We start from the raw sequence: 17,397 nt of genomic DNA, 5'->3' as shown, positions 1-17,397 counted from the left end.
CGTGTCGAACTCAGCCGGCCGGGGTGATGTCCGCCTCGAGCAGGTCGCGGATGCGCTCGACGAGCAGGCGCCGCGCGCCGAGCAGCACCGGCTGGTCGCCCGTGGTGCTCGCCTGCACCGACAGGTGCGGATGCGCCTCGCGGTCGAGACGGCGGGTGACGCGCTCGGCGAGGCCGCCGCCGCCGGCCGCGCCGGTCGGACCGCCGAGCACCAGCAGACCCGGATCGACGATCGCGAGCAGCGGGGCGATGGCGACCACGACCCGCTCGGCGACCGCGTCGAGCGCCTCGGGGTCGGTCGGCAGCCGATGCAGCACGTCGCCGAGCCGTTCGCCCGCCTCGGCGCCGAGCAGGCGCGACACCGGGCGCCCGCCGACCAGGCTCGTCAGGTCGTCGGCACCCGGTTCGATCGAGCTCGCGCTCCGTGGCACTTCGAGGTAGCCGATCTCACCGGCTCCGCCCGAGGCGCCGCGGTGCACGACCCCGCCGAAATCGAGCGCGACGCCGAGACCCTGGCCGATCCAGAAGAGCACGGCGGTGTCGGCCTCGGTCGACACGCCCACGGCACGCTCGGCCATGGCGGCGAGGTTCACGTCGTTCTCGAGCACCGCGGTGAGACCGAGGCGCTCCTCGATGCGGGCACGCGAGCCCGTTGCCGGCCACCCCGGCAGGGTGTCCGTGAACGAGAGCGTGTCGCCGATGACGTCGACCGCCGCCTGCACGCCGACCGCCACGATGCTCACCGTGGCCGGGTCGACCTCGGCCGCGGCGCAGGCCGCATCGATGGCTCGACGCACGTCGGCGTCGGGTGTGCGCTCGGTCGTCGCGAGCGAGATCTCGGCGATCGGATGCTCGGCATCGGTCGCGTCGACGACGACCGCGTGGATGCCGTCGGCGAGCATGCTCACCGCGACGCCCGTGATGCGGTCGGGGCGCACGCCGTAGCTGACCGCGTTCGGCCCTCGGCCCGCGGACACCTCGCCGACGGGGTGGATCAGGTCGATGCGCTCGAGGCGCGCGAGCATCTGGGCGGCCGTGGGCTTGGACATGCCCGACAGCGCTCCGAGCTGGGCGCGCGTCAGCGGACCGTGTTCGAGCAGCAGGCGGAACGCCGTGCGATCGTTGTGCGCGCGCAGCCACGTGGGCGTGCCCGGGTCGACCTGGCTCACGTTCCCTCCCCTCTGCGGTGCCGGCGGAGCCGGCTCGATGTCGTTCGTGGTCTGCGTCACGTCAGCCGCCGCTCCGCACCTCGTCGCGCAGGGCGCCGAGCCGCTCGGGGTCCGCCGCGGCTTCGAGCAGCCGCTTCGTGTAGTCGTGCTGGGGGTCGAGGATGACGGCATCCGCACTGCCCCGCTCGACGATCTCGCCACGGTACATCACGAGGATCTCGTCGGAGAAGTGCCGCGCGGTCGCGAGGTCGTGCGTGATGTAGAGCACGCCGAGGCGCTCCTCGCGCTGCAGTGCGGCGAGCAGGTTCAGCACCCCGAGCCGGATCGAGACGTCGAGCATCGACACCGGTTCGTCGGCCACGATGAATCGCGCTCCGGGGGCGAGCGCCCGCGCGATGGCGACGCGCTGACGCTGCCCGCCCGACAGCTCGTGCGGCTTGCGCTCGGCGAACTGCGTGGCCGGCGTCAGCCGCACGCGCTCGAGCAGTGCCAGGACCCGGTCGCGCACCCCGGCTCGCGACAGCTCGGGGTGGTGGATGCGGATCGGCCGTTCGAGGTGGTGCTCGATCGAGTGAAACGGGTTCAGCGACGCGAACGGGTCCTGGAAGACCATCTGCACGTCGCCGCGGTACGCGGCGAGCGCCCGGCCGCCGCTGCCGCTCGGGGCACCGTCGAGCAGGATCCGCCCGCTCGTGGGCTGTTCGAGCTTCGCGATCATGCGGGCGATCGTCGACTTGCCGCTGCCGCTCTCGCCGACCAGCGCGATCGTCTTTCCGGCCTCGAGGGTGAACGAGACATCCTTCACGGCATGCAGGGTGGTGGCCTTGAGGCCGCTGCGCAGCCGGAAGTCCTTGACGAGGTTGCGGGCCTCGAGGCTCGCGATCGGCTGGTTCACACGGCCTCCGTGCTCGTCGTGAGGGCCGACGCGACGGGCATCGCTCCGGTGCGGATGAAGTCGCCGCGGTCGCCGCGGAGGCTCGGGAAGCTCTCGAGCAGCCGCTTCGTGTAGTCGTGCTGGGCGTCGCGGTAGATCTCGTCGGCCGTGCCGAGTTCGACGATCTCGCCGCGCAGCATGACCGCGATGCGATCGCTGATCTCGATGAGCAGCGGCAGGTCGTGCGTGATGAAGATGACCGCGAACCCGAGGCGTTCGCGGAGCCGCATGATCTCGCGGATGATGCCGCGCTGCACGACCACGTCGAGCGCCGTCGTCGGCTCGTCCATGATCATGACCTGCGGGTCGAGCGCGAGCGCCATCGCGATCATCATGCGCTGGCGCATGCCGCCCGAGAGTTCGTGCGGAAAGCTCGTGAGCCGGTCGGGGTCGACGCCGACGAGGTCGAGCAGCTCACGGCTGCGCGCGACGCGCTCGGCCTTGCGCATCTTCGGGCGGTGCGTGCGGAAGACGTCGTCGAGCTGCGCCTTGATGCTGAGCACCGGGTTCAGGGAGTTCATCGCACCCTGGAACACCATCGAGACCTTGTCCCAGCGGAACGCGCGCAGCCCCTCGCCGTTCAGGCTCACGACGTCGATGTCGCGGCCGTCGCGGTCGTGGAAGGTCACCTCGCCCGAGCTCATCATGGCCGGCGGCTTCAACAGGCGGTTGAGCCCGTAGGCGAGCGTCGACTTGCCGCACCCCGACTCGCCGGCGAGACCCAGGATCTCTCCGCGGTGCAGCGTGAGCGAGACGTTCTTGACCGCCTCGACGGGCGGATCGACGAGGTACTCGATCGAGACGTTCGTCGCGGTGAGCACGGCATCGGCGCGCGTCGGGTCGGCGGCCACCCGGCTCGTGATCACGTCGGCGGCGCTCATGCGACGCTCCCCTCTGCGGCGATGCCGCGACCCTCGCGTGCGGCCTTGCGGACCCGGCGGGTGTACTCCGGCGCGATGCGCAGCTTGGGATTGATGACCTCGTCGATGCTGAAGTTGATGAGCGAGAGCCCCGCGCCCAGCAGCGCGATCATGAGCCCCGGCGGCACGAACCACCACCAGGCGCCCATGCCGATCGCCTGACCGGTCTGCGCGTCGTTCAGCATGGTGCCCCACGTGATCGACCCGGTGGGTCCGAGGCCCAGGTACGAGAGCCCGGCCTCGCCGAGGATGGCGAAGATGATCGCGAACAGGAACTGCGCGGTGAGCAGCGGCAGCAGGTTCGGCAGGATCTCGACGAGGATCACGCGGTGCGTGCGCTCACCGGCGACGCGCGCTGCGGCGACGTACTCGCGGGCCCGCAGCGACCTCGACTGGGCCCTGAGCACGACCGCGGGTCCGGCCCAGGCGGTGATGCCGAGCACGATGGCGACGAGCAGCCAACTGCGACCGGGCACGTAGGTCGCGATCACCATCACGAGCGGCAGCCCCGGGATCACGAGCATGATGTTCGTGATCAGCGAGAGGATCTCGTCGGGCCAGTTGCCGAGGTAACCGGCCAGCACGCCGAAGAGCACCGAGAGCACGAGCGCGATGGTGCCGGCCACGATGCCGATCAGCAGCGAGCCGCGCGCACCGGCGGCGAGCTGGGCGAACACGTCGTACCCGAGCTTGGTGGTGCCGAGCCAGTGCTCGGAGCTCGGCGGCTCGAGCGACGGGTTGCCGCTGTAGGTCGGGCTCTGCGTGAAGAACGGCGCGATGACCGCGAAGGCCACGATGCCGACCACGAGCACGAGGCCCGCGGCGAGCTTGAGGGTGAGCTTCGGCATCCGGGTTCGGATGCCGCGCCTGCGGGCCTCGGCCTCGGCGCGCCCGTCGTCGGGCACGGCGCTGATGATGCCGATCGGCGCGACGATCTGGTCGTCGGGGGTGCGGTCGACGAGGGCCTCGTCGACCAGGGTGCGTGGCTCAGACATTGTGGCGCGCTCTCGGGTCGATGAATCCGTAGACGAGGTCCATGAGGAAGTTGGCGGCCAGCACCGTGATCGTGATCACGAGGAACACGCCCTGCATGAGCGCGTAGTCGTTGTTCTGCACGGCCTGGAACATGAGCTTGCCGACGCCCGGATAGGTGAACACCTGCTCCATGACGATGGAGCCGGCGACGACGAAGCCGAGGGTGATCGAGAAGCCCGCGATCGACGGGATGGCGGCGTTCCGCGAGGCGTACGCCTGCAGGATGCGGCGGGGGCGCAGGCCCTTCGCCTCGGCGGTGACGATGTAGTCCTCGCTGAGGGTCGCGACCATCATGTTGCGCATGCCGAACAGCCAGCCGCCGACCGAGCTCAGCACGATCGTGATCGCGGGCAGGATGCCGTGGTAGATCGCGTCGCTGAGGAACGCCCAGGTGGGCTCGGGCCCCTCGGGGAACGCGAACACGTCGTAGCCGCCGAAGATCGGGAACCACCGCAGGTTCACGGCGAACACCGCCACGAGGATCAGCGCGAGCCAGAAGTACGGGATGGACTGCAGCACCGTGGTGCCGGGCACGAGGTGGTCCACCCACGTGCCTCGGCGCCAGCCGACCCACGCGCCGATGCCGATGCCGAGCACGAACGCGATGACCGTCGAGAGTCCGACGAGCACGAGCGTCCATGGCAGCGCGTTGGCGATGAGCTCGGTGACCGGGGTCGGGTACTTCGTGACGGAGATGCCGAGATCTCCCTGAAGCAACCGACCCCAGTAGCCGAGGTACTGCTCCCAGAGGGGAACGTCGTCGCCGGAACCCAGGATGAGCCTGATGTTGCGGATGGTGGTCTCGGAGACCTCGCCGGCACGCTGCATCTTCGCGATGAGGATTTCGGCGGGGTCACCGGGCATCAGCCGCGGCAGGAGGAAGTTGAGCGAGATCGTCGCCCACAGGGTCACAAGGTAGATCGTGATCCGTCGTGCGTAGAACTTCATGGAGTGTGCTCTTCTTCGAACTCGGTCCTGGGTTCCGACAGGGTGACGGTTACTTCGCGGGCGTCAGGTTCGCGAGGATGACGCCGGCGGCCGAAGCGCCCCAGGCGGGCGGGAAGGCGTACAGGTCGCCTTCAGTCGGCCAGCCCGTGTAGTCCTTCGAGTTGGTGAAGGTCTGCGTGGCGTTGATGACGAGCGGGATGTAGGGCAGGTCGCGCACGATCTCGGTCTGGATGGTGGCGTAGGCGGCCTGCTTGGCAGCCTCGTCGTTCGTCGCTGCAGCTGCGGCGACGGCCTGGTCGACGACCGGGTTCGCGTAGCGGCTGAAGTTCCACGTGCCCGGTTCGAGTTGCTCGCCGACCTTGACCGTCGAGGCGCCCGAGAACCAGTCGTTGTAGATCTGGTACGGGTCGGCGACCGAGGTGCCGATGACGCCGCCCATGATCAGCTCGTACTGGCCGGTCTGGCGTGCGTCGGAGAACTCCTGCCACTGCACGGTCGAGGCGTTGACCTTGATGCCGGCCTCGGCCGCCTCTTCGGCGATGAGCTTCGCGGCGTCGTTGTAGTCGGTCCAGCCGTCGACCGAGATGAGGTCGAGCTCGATCGGCGTGCCGTCCTTGCCGTAGAACCCGTCGGAGCCCTTGGTGTACCCGGCGGCCTCGAGGATCGAGCCGGCCTCGGCGACGTCGGGCGACTGCGGGCTGACCGCGTTCGCCGGGTCGGCGAGCCACTTCTCGTCGCGCGGAAGGAGCGCGAAGGTCGGCGAGATGTCGCCCGTGAGGCCCACGAACGCCTTCTCCTTGATGGTGGAGCGGTCGATCGCGACGTTCAGCGCCTGGCGCACCGCGACATCCGTCTGCTCGCCCACGCAGCCGAGGTCGGCGTTCGCGCAGGTGTAGAGCACGGTCGGGTCCTGGGGCGTGTTGATCGTCGAGATGATGCCGTTCGAGGTCACGTCATCGGGGTTCGGGATGAACATGCCGGTCCAGTCGAGCTCGCCGGCGCTCAGCAGGTCTTGAGCTGACTGGTTGGCGTCGAGGCCGATGTACTGCACCTTCTTGACGGCGGGCTTGCCCTCTTCGCGGTAGTTCTCGTTGGCGACGACCGTGTACGAGGCCTCGGTGACCGAGTCGACGACGTACGGGCCGGTGCCGACCGGGTTCTCGTCGGTGAAGGTCGCGAAGTCGTCGACGTCGCTCCAGATGTGCTCGGGCAGGATCCAGGTCGAACCGAGGATCGCGAACTCGCGCGTGAACTGGGGGCTGTCGAACGTGAGCACGACGGTCGAGTCGTCGGTCGCCTCGGCGCTGACGAGGCCCTTGTCGGCGTAGCCGTTGGCCTCGTAGTCGAACGTGAACACGACGTCGTCGGCGGTGAACGCCTCGCCGTCGCTCCACTTCACGCCGCTCTTGAGCTTGACGGTGATGACGGTGCCGTCCTCGTTGAACTCGAACGAGTCGCCGATGAGCCCGGTGGGCGCCTCGTCGGCCGTCTTGTTGTAGAAGAAGAGCGTCTCGTAGATGGGGCCGAGTGCCGCGTGCAGCACGGTCGGTGCGAACGGGTTGAAGTTCGCCGTGATGGGGGTCTGGCTTCCGGCCCAGACGCGCAGGGCGGCCTGGCTGTCGGAGGCTCCGCCGTCGTCGGATGACGGGGCGCAGCCCGTGAGGGCGAGTGCGACGGCTGCCGCGCCGGCCGCCAGGGCGAGGGCGGCAGAACGCTTGGTTCGAATCATCGGTGCGTCGTTCCTTTCAGTGCTTCGTTGCGATGAAGGTGCGGGGTGGTGATGCAGGACGCCGCTGTGGTGCAGGATTCGTTCGGCGTGACTGGAAGGAAACCTAACAGAAAAGAACATAACTGGAAAGACTCTTTTTAGTTTTTCTCGTGGGATGCGAAAAAGCCCCGGATCCCCCGTGCGAACGGGGATCCGGGGCTCGGACGAGCAGCGCCTCAGGCGAGCAGGGCGGCGAGCGCCGGCAGCTGCGCCGGGTCTTCGAGCGCCGAGCCGACGGCGACCGTGCGCACCCCGGCGTCGAGGTACGCGCGGGCGTTGGACGCATCCATGCCCCCGGTCGCCACGAACCGGGCCTGCGGGAAGGGTCCGGCCATCACCCGGAACCACGATGCGCCGAGCAGCGACGCCGGGAAGGCCTTCATCCACGTGAGGCCGAGCGCGAGCGCGGCCTGCACCTCGGTCGCGGTCGCGACGCCCGGCAGCGACGGCATGCCGGCCGACGTCGAGGCGCGCACGACGTCGGCGTCGAATCCGGGGCTCACGGTGAACGCGGCGCCCGCCGCCGCCGCGAGCTCCACGTGGCGCGTCGAGAGCACGGTGCCCGCGCCGACGAGACGCCCCTCGGCGCGGCCGGCTTCGGCGACCGCGGCGAGCGCCGCGACATCCGCCTCGGACTGGATGGGCAGCTCGACGAGGTCGATGCCCAGGCTCCACGCGGTGCGCGCGAGTTCGAGGCTGCGCGCCTCGCCGAGGCCGCGGAACAGGGCCATGAGCGGGCGGCCGGCGAAGATCGTGTCGAACTCCGCGTTCGAGACGACGGCGGTCGCGGCGGACGTGGTCTGCGCGAAGGTGGTCTGGGCGGACGGGGGCTGCGTGGTCATCGGGTGCCTCTCGGGACGTCTGCGGTGTCGGCGATGGTGAGCACGGCGCGTTCGTGTCCGTCGAGCAGGCGCTCGTCGGGGGCGGCCCCATGGAGCATGGCGTGCAGGTAGCCGGCGGCGAACGCGTCGCCTGCGCCGACCACCTCGACCACATCGACCACGAAGGCGGGCACGTGCACGCCGTCGAGGTCGCGCTCGTAGGAGGTCGCGCCGACCGCTCCGTCCTTCACGACGAGCTCGCGCACGTCGGGCAGCAGTCGGCGCACGTCGTCGGGCGCCTGCGCGCCCCAGAGCACCTGGGCCTCGTCGAGCCCGACGAAGACGAGATCGGCTCGGGCGGCGAGATCGAGCAGGCGACGCGCCGCGGCATCCGTCGACGGCCAGAGCGACGCTCGGAGGTTCACGTCGAAGCTCACGGGCACGCCGGCCGCCGCCGCCCGGTCGAAGATCGCGTCGATGAGCGCGTCGCACGACGGCGAGAGCGCCGGGGTGATGCCCGAGACGTGCACGAGCCGCACGGCATCGATCGGCAGGCCGTCGGCGAACGAGGGCTCGAGCCGCGAGGCCGCCGAGCCGGCGCGGTAGTAGCGCACGCCGTTGCCCGGGTCCTTGACGTAGAGACCGGTCGGCGCCGAGGCGTCGCGACGCACCCAGGCGGTGTCGACCCCGTGTTCGCCGATCTGGTGCACGAGCCGGCGTCCGAGCGCGTCGTCGCCGACGGCGCTCGCCCACGCGGTCGACGTGCCGAGCGCGGCGAGGTGGCAGGCGACGTTCGACTCGGCGCCGCCCGGGTCGAGGTGGAAGGCCGTGGCCGTCTCGAGCGGCTCTGCGACCGCCGGCGTCACGAGCACCATCGTCTCGCCGACGGTGAGGACTTCTGGGCGGGGGGTCATGACGCCTATGCTGACCTGTGTGCAGATATGGTGCAACCTTGTTGCAGCATACGCAACAGCACCGACGGCCAAGACGGCCGCGGTCGAGTCCCGAGATCACCGAGAGCCATGAGGAGCAGCGGATGTCGCGCCGAATCGACGACCTCGCCGACGAGCGGCTGACTCCGGCCGACACCGGCCTGCCCGCGCGCGCCGCCGGGCTGACCGTGCGCGAGTTCCTCGCGACCCAGCCGCGCCTCGGCGAGTTCTGGACCCCGCTCACGGTGCTCGACGCCGACGCCATGCGGCGCAACGCCGCGACGATCCAGGCGTGGGCCGAGGCGAAGGGCATGGAGCTCATGCCGCACGGCAAGACGACCATGGCGCCCGCCCTCTGGCAGCTGCAGCTCGAGATGGGTGCGACGGGCCTCACGCTCGCGACGCCCGGGCAGGTGCGCACCGCGCGCGCCTTCGGGGTCTCGAGCATCATGCTCGCGAACGCGCTCGTCGCACCGCCCGCGCTCGCCTTCATCGCGGGCGAACTCGCCGACCCGGACTTCTCGTTCCGCTGCTGGGTCGACTCGGTCGACACGGTCGACGCCATGGAGCGCGGGCTCGCCGAGGTCCTCTCCGACACGAACCGGGCCCTCGGCGACGCGGATGCCGCGCTCCCCCGCCCGATCGACGTGCTCGTCGAGCTCGGCGCACCCGGCGGCCGCACGGGCGCCCGCTCGCTCGAGGCCGCCGTCGAGATCGCGCTACGCGTCGCGGCCTCCACCGTGCTGCGGCTCGTCGGCGTCGCCGGGTACGAGGGCAGCCTCGGGCACGACCGGTCGGCGCCCGCCCTCGCCGTCGTGCGCGGCTACCTCGCCGAGCTCGTGGCCCTTCGCGACCGGCTGTTCGACCTCGACCTCCTCACGCCCGGACGCATCGCCGCCGACGACGTCATCGTCAGCGCCGGCGGCAGCGCCTACCTCGACCTCGTCGCCGAGGCGTTCGCGCCCGCGATCGAGGCGGATGCCGCGACCGGCCGCCGCACGCGCTGGATCCTCCGCTCGGGCGCCTCGCTGCTGCACGACCACGGGTTCTACCGCGGCATCTCGCCGCTCGACGACCTGCTCGAACCGGCCATGCGGGCCTACGCGCGCGTCGTCTCGCATCCGGAGCCCGGCCTCGCCCTGCTCGACGGCGGCAAGCGCGACCTGCCCTACGACGAGGGCCTGCCCGTGCCGCTCGGGGTCGCCGCCGCACTCGGCGCCGAGCAGCGGGCGCTGCGCGCGGCATCCGTCACCGCACTCAACGACCAGCACGCGTTCCTGCGTGCCGACGAGCCGGGCGCCGCCCTGCCCGTCGCCATCGGCGACGTCGTGTCGCTCGGGCTCTCGCACCCGTGCACCGCGTTCGACAAGCGGCGCTGGCTGCCCGTGGTCGAGCGCGCCGGCTCCGACCTCGTCGTCGACCTCGTGCGGACGTTCTTCTGATGACCGGCGTTCCGATGACCGCCGCCGCACGGGTGATCCGCGACGTCGCCGTCGTCGACGGCGATTCCGGCGCGGGCGCCGAACTGGCCGAGCCGGTCGACGTCGTGATCGAGGGCGAGCACATCGCCCGCATCGAGGCGCGTGGCACCACGGCCGACGCCGACGTCGACGTCGACCACGTCATCGACGGCGTCGGCCGGCTGCTCCTGCCGGGCTTCATCGACGCCCACGCGCACGCCGACGGGCTCCTCTTCGACCCCGACGTACAGCTCGCGCTCCTCCGGCAAGGCGTCACGACCGTGATCGGCGGCCAGGACGGCGTCTCCTACGCCCCCGGCGACGGCGCGTATGCGAGCGAGTACTTCGCCGCGATCAACGGGCCCCACCCGGGCTACCGCGGTGGCGGCATCCGCGAGCTGCTCGCCTCGTACGACGGCACGACGGCCGTGAACCAGGCGCTGCTCGTGCCCGGCGGCACCGTGCGCCGCGAGATCTGCGGTCGGTCGACGCAGGCCGCGAACCCCGCCGAGCTCGCCGCCATGATCGCGCTGGTCGCCGAGGGCCTCGCCGACGGCGCCGTGGGCCTGTCGACCGGGCTCGACTACGTGCCGGGCGCGTTCGCCTCGACCGACGAGCTCGCGTGCCTCGCCGAGCCCGTCGCCACGGCGGGCGGCGTGTACGTGTCGCACATGCGCGGCGGCTACGAATCGGGATCGCAGGCGGGCATCGACGAGATCCGCGCGATCGCGCAGCACTCGGGCGTCGCCGTGCACGTGTCGCACTTCCACGCCGAGCCGCACCTCGTGCACGGGCTCATGGCGGGGCTGTCGGCATCCGGCGTCGATGCGAGCTTCGATGCGTACCCCTACACGCGCGGCTGCTCGATCCTCGCGATGCCCGTGCTGCCCGCGTCGATCACCGTGCGCCCGACGGCCGAGGTGCTGGCCCTGCTCGCCGACCCCGGCGAGCGCGCGCGCCTGCTCGACGAATGGTTCCCGTCGATCGTCGACTACCCGAGCCTCGGCCCCGACTGGCCCGAGCAGCTCGCGCTCGCGCACATCGCGGCGCCCGAGTTCGCGTGGGCGCACGGCCTCACGATCGGCGCGGCCGCCGCACGCGCCGGCACGACACCGGCCGAGTTCACGCTCGACGTGCTCGCCGCGTCGCGGCTCGAGGTCAACGTCGTCATGGCCGTGCGGTACGCCCGCAGCGACGCCGACCTCGCCTCGATCCTCGCCCACCGGCGCGCGATGGGCGGCTCCGACGGCATCTTCGTCGGCGCCCACCCGCACCCCAGGGCGCGCGGCTCGTTCGCCAGGTACCTGCGCTCGCTCGTCGTCGATCACGGTGCCATGAGCTGGGCGGATGCCGCGGCGCTCGTCTCGACCAGGGCCGCCGACCGGTTCGGGCTCGGCGCCCGAGGTCGCGTGCGGGCGGGGGCCGTCGCCGATCTCGTGCTCGTGGATCCGGCGCGCGTCGCCGACCGCGCCACCTACGACGCACCGCTGCACCTCGCCGAGGGCATCGACGACGTGCTCGTCGCCGGCGTGCCCGTGCTGGCAGGCGGCCTGCTCACCGGGGCGACGCCCGGCCGCGGCATCCGTCGCTCGAACCGGCCGGAGGCCTGACATGTCCCAGTCCGTCACCCGTGCCGCGCGCATCATCGATGCGATCGCCGCCGACCCGCGCACGGTCGCCGAGCTCGCCGAGGCGTTCGACCTGCACCGCTCGACGATGTTCCGCGAGCTGCAGGCGCTCGAGGAGGTCGGCTGGGTGCGCCGCCGCGGCAACGGCCGCTACACGCTCGGCACCCGCCTCGCCGCGCTCTCGAAGGAGGCGCTCGACTCGCTCGACCTGCGCGAGGCCGGCTCGGCGCACGTTCGGCGGCTGCAGCGCCGCGTCGGCAACACCGTGCACCTCGCCGCGCTCATGGACCGCTCGATCGTCTACGTCGACAAGGCCGAGGACGAGTCGGGCGTGCGCATGTACTCGCGGGTCGGCAAGGCCGTGATCCCGTACTGCTCGGCCGTCGGCAAGGCGATCCTCGCGAACCTCGACGTGCCCCGCCGCGACGCCGTGCTCGACGACGTCACCTGGGAGCGCTTCACCGACCTCACCATCACCACCCGCGAGCACCTCGACGAAGAACTCGTGCGCGTGCGCGCCCGCGGCTGGGCGACCGACGACCGCGAGTTCGAGCCGTACGTCAACTGCCTCGCCGTGCCCATCACGAGCCCGCTCGGCGTCGTCGGCGCGATCTCGGTCACCGCCGTGCGCATGGTCGCCGACCTCGACCAGCTCAAGCGCCAACTGCCGGCCCTGCGCGAGGCCGCCGAGGCGATCTCCGCCGAGATCGCCTGAGGGCGACGGATGCCGCGGGCGCGCGCCGCGGCATCCGACCCCGTTCCCCGCCACCGACCACCAACCACCAACCGCAACCGCACCCCCTGGAGGACCCAATGCCCAAGACCGCCGTCACCCTCTCGAACGCCCCGAAGCCCGCCGGGCCCTACAGCCACGGCGTCGTCGCGAACGGCTTCCTGTACACCGCGGGCTTCGGCCCGCAGGACCCGGCGACCGGCCTCGTCGTCGAGGGCGGCGCCGCGGAGCAGACCCGCCAGGTGCTGCGCAACATCGGCGCCGTGCTCGCCGAGTACGGCCTCGGCTTCGACGACGTCGTGAAGGTCACCGCGCACCTCGAGGACCTCGCCGACTTCGCCGAGTACAACGTCGCGTACGCCGAGTTCTTCACCGAGCCCTACCCCGTGCGCACCACGGTCGGCTCGCGCCTCGCGAACATCCTCGTCGAGATCGACGTCGTCGCCGCGATCCCGCAGGACTGACGCCGCCGCCGTCGGGCGCACGCCGCCCCTTCCCTCGTAGACTGAGCCGCACACCGGCCGCTGGGGAGGGGGCGACGTGCCGAACGATCCCGCGCGTGGCGACGAGCCCGTCGTGCGCCATGAACGCGACGACGCCCGGTACGTGATCCGCGACCCCGACTCGGCCTCGCTCGACGCGGGATCGACCGCGGCGTCGCCGGCCGGTCCCGCCGTGGCCTGGGCCGCACCCGCGCCATCCGCACGTCGGCGATCAGGCCGAGCCCTGCCCATCGCCCTCATCGCCGTCGCCGCGCTGCTGCTGCTCGCCCTCGCCGCGTTCGCGACGACGCTCGTCATCGTGTCGCAGCAGGCGTCGGGCAATCCGTTCCGGGACCGTGCGCTCTTCGTCGACCCCGATTCGAGCGCCGCCCGCGCGGCCACCGGATCCGGCACCGAGGAGCAGCAGGCCGCGGCCGCCCGGATCGCCGAGTCTCCGGCCGCGATCTGGCTGACGCCGGAGCGAGTGCGACCCGGTAACGCCTCGGACGTGGTGGCCGACGCGGTGGCGCAGGCGAAGCGCGCCGGCGCGCTCCCGGTGTTCGTGGTCTACGGCATCACCGACCGCGACTGCGGCGGATTCTCGTCTGGAGGCCTGCCGAGCGACGACTACCTCGACTGGGTCGAGGAGATCGCCGCAGGGCTCGGTGAACGCACGAGCATCGTCGTGCTCGAGCCCGATTCGCTCGCGCTCGCGTCGGAATGCCCCGACCCCGATGCGCGCACGGCGCTCGTGCGTTCGGCCCTGGAACGCTTCACGGGCACCGGCGCCGAGGTCTACCTCGACGGCGGACACTCCGCGTGGCTGCCCGCCGCCGACATGGCGGAGCTGCTGCGCGCCGCGGGCGTCGACGAGGCGCGCGGCTTCGCCACCAACGTCTCCAACACGCAGGCGACCGACGACGAGGCCGCGTACGCCGCAGAGGTCTCCGACGCGCTCGGCGGCACGCACGCGATCATCGACACGTCGCGGAACGGCGCAGGGCCACCCGCCGACGGGCAGTGGTGCAACGCGCCCGATCTCGCGCTCGGCGATGAGGCGCACGCGCTCGAAGACCCGGTCGTCGACGCCGTGCTGTGGGTGAAACCGCCGGGCGAGAGCGACGGCACGTGCAACGGCGGGCCGGCCGCGGGAATCTGGTGGCCCGAGCAGGCGGTGGAGCTGGTCGCGAACGCCGACCGGCTCACGGGGGGATCATGACGAACGGGGGAACACATGACGGCACGTGATCGCGTCGCGGTGATCATCGAGGACGACGCGGACATCCGTCGCCTGCTCGAGCAGGTGCTCGAGCAGGGCGGCTTCGAGACGCACAGCGCCGGCAACGGACTCGAGGGGGTCGAGAAGGTGCGCCGCTACCGGCCGACCCTCACGACGCTCGACGTGAGCATGCCCGGCATCGACGGGTTCGAGGCGGCCAAGCGCATCAGGGCCTTCAGCGACACGTACCTCATCATGCTCACGGCGCGCACCGACGAGATCGACACGCTGATGGGGCTCGAATCCGGAGCCGACGACTACATCGCCAAGCCGTTCCGCCCCCGCGAGCTGCGCGCCAGGATCGACGCCATGCTGCGCCGACCGCGGCTCGCCGCGTCGGTCGAGGAGGGAGACCCATCGGCAGGGTCGGCAGCGTCGGCATTGTCGGCATCGGTGCCCGCGCAGTCGGCGGACACGGCAGACGCCACGGCCTCGGATGCCTCGTGGCAGGCGCCGTCGTCCTCCACCCCGCCCGGTCCGACGACGCCGCCGCCGACCCCGGGCGCGCCGGCCGTCGTGCCCGCGACCGCCCCCGGCGACGAGGGGTGGATCGAGCACCGCGGCCTCCGGGTCGAGCCCGACATGCGGCTCGTCGTCGTCGACGGCGAGGAGGTCGAGCTCACCCGCACGGAGTTCGACCTGCTGAGCCTCATCATCTCGTCGCGTCGTCGGGTGCGCAGCAAGGCCGACCTGGCGCTCGAGCTCCGCGGCGAGAGCTACGTCACGTCGTACTACGTGAGCGACGCCGACAAGCGGGCCGTCGAGGTGCATCTCGCGAACCTGCGGCGCAAGCTCGGCGAGAACGCGAGCCAGCCGCGCTGGATCGAGACGGTCCGCGGCGTCGGCTACCGACTCACCGCCGACGACGGCGCCTGAGCACGACCTGGGGCCAGGCCACCGACCACGACGACGGATGCCCCGCCTCGAAGTTCGAGGCGGGGCATCCGTCGTGCCGAGGCATCCGTCATGCCCGCGGCATCCGTCATCAGACCTTGTAGCCGTGGTGGCGGCGCACCAGCTTGCCGAACATGCTCAGCGTCTGCAGCACGGTGATGATGCCGAGCATCGGCCAGCCCACCCACAGGATCGACGACTGCACGACCGGGCTGAGCTGGGTCCAGATCGCGACCATGGCGATGACCGCGGCGAGCGCGATGAGCATCGGTGCCAGGTAGGCCTGCCCCGAACCGCGCTCGGCCTTGGCCTGGGCGGCCCAGTTGTCGACCTGCTTCTTGCTGGCGAACTTCGTCCAGGCTCGGGCGAAGTGCCCGATGCGCACCCACATGTACACCTCGGCCGGCAGCAGCAGCACGGCGAACAGGATGTCGCGCGCCGAGCGGTTCTCCATCGACAGGGCGATGCGGAGGTTCAGCAGAATGGCGACGACCGGCGGAATGAGCCAGACGGGGCTGAACACGAAGGCGCCGATCGAGAGCGAGCCCGCGAGCAGCACGAGGAACAGGATGCGGCTGAGCGCGTTGATCGCCATCGACGCGTTCTCCCACCAGCGCAGGCGCAGGTTGGGGTGGAAGGGCTGGCCCTTCGTGTCGCCGCGCTGGCCCGGCCACATGAGCTCGATGGCGCCGTAGTTCCACTTCACCTGCTGGGCGTCGAGCGCACGCAGGGTGGTCATGCCGCCGACGTCGGCGCGGGCGCGGGCGCTGATCTTCGTGAGGTAGCCGGCGCTCTTGATCTGCAGCGAGAGGAGCGAGTCCTCGACCTCGCTGTCCTTGACCCACGGGGTGCTCTGGCGGTTCGCGGCCATCGCGTCGCGGAGCGCGTGCGTGGCGAAGATGGAGTACTGCCCGCCGAGCACCGCCATGTTGCGGCCGCGCAGCATGTTCTGCATGTTGAAGGCCGCGAACTGCGCGCGCTGGCCGGCGATGAGGAACGGTGCGACGACGCCCTCGAGCTCGCGGTCGTCGATCGAGTAGATGGCCGAGATGCCGCCGATGCGGCTGTCCGAGGCGATCTCCGCCTCGAGGAACTCGATGGCGCGCTCGTCGGCTACGGTGTCGCCGTCGACGCCGAGCAGGAAGTCGAGGCCCTCGACGAGCGTGTAGCCGTAGTTCAGGGCGCCGACCTTCTTGTCGGGGTTCTTGCCGATGTCGTGGATGAAGATCTCGGTGAACTGCTCGAAGCCGTCCTCGTCGACGCGGGTGTGCGCCCCGGCGAAGGCCGCGGCGACCTCGACGGTGCGGTCGGTCGTGTTGTTCACGACGACGTGCACCACGTCGGGCAGGCGAGTCTGGGCGAGCAGCGACTCGAGGACGGCGCCGATCGACGCCTCCTCGTTGTAGGCGGGAACGATGCACCCGATCGTCGATCGTGTCGACGGGAGGGTGTCCACCAACGCGGCGAAATCGTCGACGTACGCTTCGAGTTCGGGAGCGGGAAGCGGCCGTACGTACGATTCCGCGATGCCCGAGCCGTCTCGCTGGACGGCCCCGCGAGAACTGGGGCTGGCGACGACACCGGTCATCATGGAACTCCTTCGATGTGCTGGGTGCAGCGTTCCCGCACCACGTTCCGAGTCTCGCGGGGCGACCTCGGGTTCAGCGCTGGGATGCGATAGCGTCGGCTCAAGATCGGCTCAAGATTCCGGCGTTTGGGGGGCCAGACGTCGCCGGACCGGAAGGCATCCCGTGCGCGAGCATCCCCTTCACCTCTCTTTCACCCGCACGTTCACCCGCATCGCGGCGATCGGCGCGATCGCGACCGCCGCGCTCCTGCTGGGCGGATGCTCCGCGCCGCCGTGGCTGTCGGGCGCCACCGCGTCGCCCACGCCGTCCGCGTCGGCGACGAGCACCGCTGGACCGGTGCAGAACGACCTCGCCGCCGGCGCCGTCACCCGCACCATCGAGGTCGGGGCGATCACGCTGACCATCGACTACTGGTCGACCCTGTCGATGGACCTGTGGACCGCCGCGGCCAACAAGCCCCTGAGCTTCTCGGTGCACGCGACCGTGACTCCGGCCGACGGGCAGAAGATCTACCTCGCCAAGGTCACGGCCACGCCGGTGGTCGCGGGATCCGACGGCGCACTGCCCGCCCCCGACCCGATCGTCGATCAGGCGAGCGTCGCACCCGGCTACCTGGTGCTCGACCCGTACAGCTACAGCCAGACCTTCATCGTGCCGCCCCTCGACAGCGCGGCGACCAGCCTCGAGCTCACCGTGAAGTACGAACTGCTGCTGCAGTCGACGCCGACCTCGAGCGACTACGCGAAGCAGACCGCCGTCGACACCCTGTCGATCGCGATCGCGCCCGAACCTGCGGGCTGACCCGA

Annotated in this window: 16 protein-coding genes; 7 read left to right on the top strand and 9 right to left on the bottom strand. The window is 71.2% G+C overall.

Annotation, left to right across the window (positions count from 1 at the left end):
- Positions 1-10: 10 nt before the first annotated feature.
- From ATC03_RS05525 to ATC03_RS05490, 8 genes are all read right to left on the bottom strand, one after another.
- Positions 11-1,168 (bottom strand): ROK family transcriptional regulator, encoded by a 1,158-nt coding sequence (locus ATC03_RS05525; protein WP_067881536.1) that lies wholly within the window; start codon positions 1,166-1,168, stop codon positions 11-13.
- A gap of 61 nt (positions 1,169-1,229) precedes the next feature.
- A complete protein-coding gene (locus ATC03_RS05520; RefSeq protein WP_067881532.1) occupies positions 1,230-2,051 on the bottom strand; it encodes an ABC transporter ATP-binding protein in 822 nt (273 codons plus the stop codon).
- 8 nt (positions 2,052-2,059) lie between these two features.
- A complete protein-coding gene (locus ATC03_RS05515; protein ID WP_067874134.1) occupies positions 2,060-2,983 on the bottom strand; it encodes an ABC transporter ATP-binding protein in 924 nt (307 codons plus the stop codon).
- Positions 2,980-4,017, bottom strand: coding sequence for an ABC transporter permease (locus tag ATC03_RS05510; RefSeq protein WP_067874131.1), 1,038 nt, complete (start codon positions 4,015-4,017; stop codon positions 2,980-2,982). Before ATC03_RS05510 ends, ATC03_RS05515 begins: the two co-directional genes overlap by 4 nt.
- The gene (locus ATC03_RS05505) at positions 4,010-5,005 is read right to left on the bottom strand and encodes an ABC transporter permease (protein WP_067874128.1); all 996 of its coding nucleotides are present in this window, start codon (positions 5,003-5,005) and stop codon (positions 4,010-4,012) included. The genes ATC03_RS05510 and ATC03_RS05505 overlap by 8 nt, the downstream gene beginning before the upstream one ends.
- Positions 5,006-5,054: 49 nt before the next feature.
- The gene (locus ATC03_RS05500; RefSeq protein WP_067874126.1) at positions 5,055-6,734 is read right to left on the bottom strand and encodes an ABC transporter substrate-binding protein; all 1,680 of its coding nucleotides are present in this window, start codon (positions 6,732-6,734) and stop codon (positions 5,055-5,057) included.
- A 215-nt stretch (positions 6,735-6,949) separates the two neighbouring features.
- Positions 6,950-7,615 (bottom strand): bifunctional 4-hydroxy-2-oxoglutarate aldolase/2-dehydro-3-deoxy-phosphogluconate aldolase, encoded by a 666-nt coding sequence (locus tag ATC03_RS05495; protein ID WP_084003310.1) that lies wholly within the window; start codon positions 7,613-7,615, stop codon positions 6,950-6,952.
- Positions 7,612-8,508, bottom strand: a complete 897-nt coding sequence (locus ATC03_RS05490) for a sugar kinase (protein ID WP_067874123.1) — start codon at positions 8,506-8,508, stop codon at positions 7,612-7,614. The genes ATC03_RS05495 and ATC03_RS05490 overlap by 4 nt, the downstream gene beginning before the upstream one ends.
- A gap of 122 nt (positions 8,509-8,630) precedes the next feature.
- Between ATC03_RS05490 and ATC03_RS05485 the strand changes: the two genes are divergently transcribed.
- The 6 genes from ATC03_RS05485 to ATC03_RS05460 all read left to right on the top strand — a co-directional run bounded on the left by ATC03_RS05485 (position 8,631) and on the right by ATC03_RS05460 (position 14,984).
- On the top strand, positions 8,631-9,968 hold the full coding sequence (locus ATC03_RS05485) for a type III PLP-dependent enzyme domain-containing protein (RefSeq protein ID WP_067874120.1): 1,338 nt from the start codon (positions 8,631-8,633) through the stop codon (positions 9,966-9,968).
- A complete protein-coding gene (locus ATC03_RS05480) occupies positions 9,968-11,596 on the top strand; it encodes an N-acyl-D-amino-acid deacylase family protein (protein ID WP_227820239.1) in 1,629 nt (542 codons plus the stop codon). The genes ATC03_RS05485 and ATC03_RS05480 overlap by 1 nt, the downstream gene beginning before the upstream one ends.
- A 1-nt stretch (position 11,597) precedes the next feature.
- Entirely contained in the window at positions 11,598-12,329 is a 732-nt protein-coding gene (locus ATC03_RS05475; RefSeq protein ID WP_067874116.1) for an IclR family transcriptional regulator, read from the top strand.
- Positions 12,330-12,427: 98 nt separating this feature from the next.
- The gene (locus ATC03_RS05470) at positions 12,428-12,811 is read left to right on the top strand and encodes a RidA family protein (RefSeq protein WP_067874113.1); all 384 of its coding nucleotides are present in this window, start codon (positions 12,428-12,430) and stop codon (positions 12,809-12,811) included.
- Positions 12,812-12,887: 76 nt separating this feature from the next.
- Complete coding sequence (locus ATC03_RS05465; protein WP_084003309.1) at positions 12,888-14,048, top strand: glycoside hydrolase family 6 protein; 1,161 nt, start codon at positions 12,888-12,890, stop codon at positions 14,046-14,048.
- Positions 14,049-14,063: 15 nt separating this feature from the next.
- A complete protein-coding gene (locus ATC03_RS05460) occupies positions 14,064-14,984 on the top strand; it encodes a response regulator transcription factor (RefSeq protein ID WP_067874110.1) in 921 nt (306 codons plus the stop codon).
- Positions 14,985-15,093: 109 nt separating this feature from the next.
- Here ATC03_RS05460 and ATC03_RS05455 read toward each other — a convergent pair whose 3' ends face one another.
- Entirely contained in the window at positions 15,094-16,590 is a 1,497-nt protein-coding gene (locus ATC03_RS05455; protein WP_084003693.1) for a glycosyltransferase, read from the bottom strand.
- A gap of 163 nt (positions 16,591-16,753) precedes the next feature.
- On the opposite strand from ATC03_RS05455, the gene ATC03_RS05450 reads away from it, so the two are divergent.
- Positions 16,754-17,392 (top strand): hypothetical protein, encoded by a 639-nt coding sequence (locus ATC03_RS05450; RefSeq protein WP_152030875.1) that lies wholly within the window; start codon positions 16,754-16,756, stop codon positions 17,390-17,392.
- Positions 17,393-17,397: the final 5 nt, after the last annotated feature.

Origin of the sequence: Agromyces aureus, assembly GCF_001660485.1 — a bacterium.
GTDB classification, from domain to species: Bacteria; Actinomycetota; Actinomycetes; order Actinomycetales; family Microbacteriaceae; genus Agromyces; species Agromyces aureus.
The sequence above is the reverse complement of the archived record's forward strand: the minus strand, read 5'-3'. Positions and strand labels throughout refer to the sequence as shown.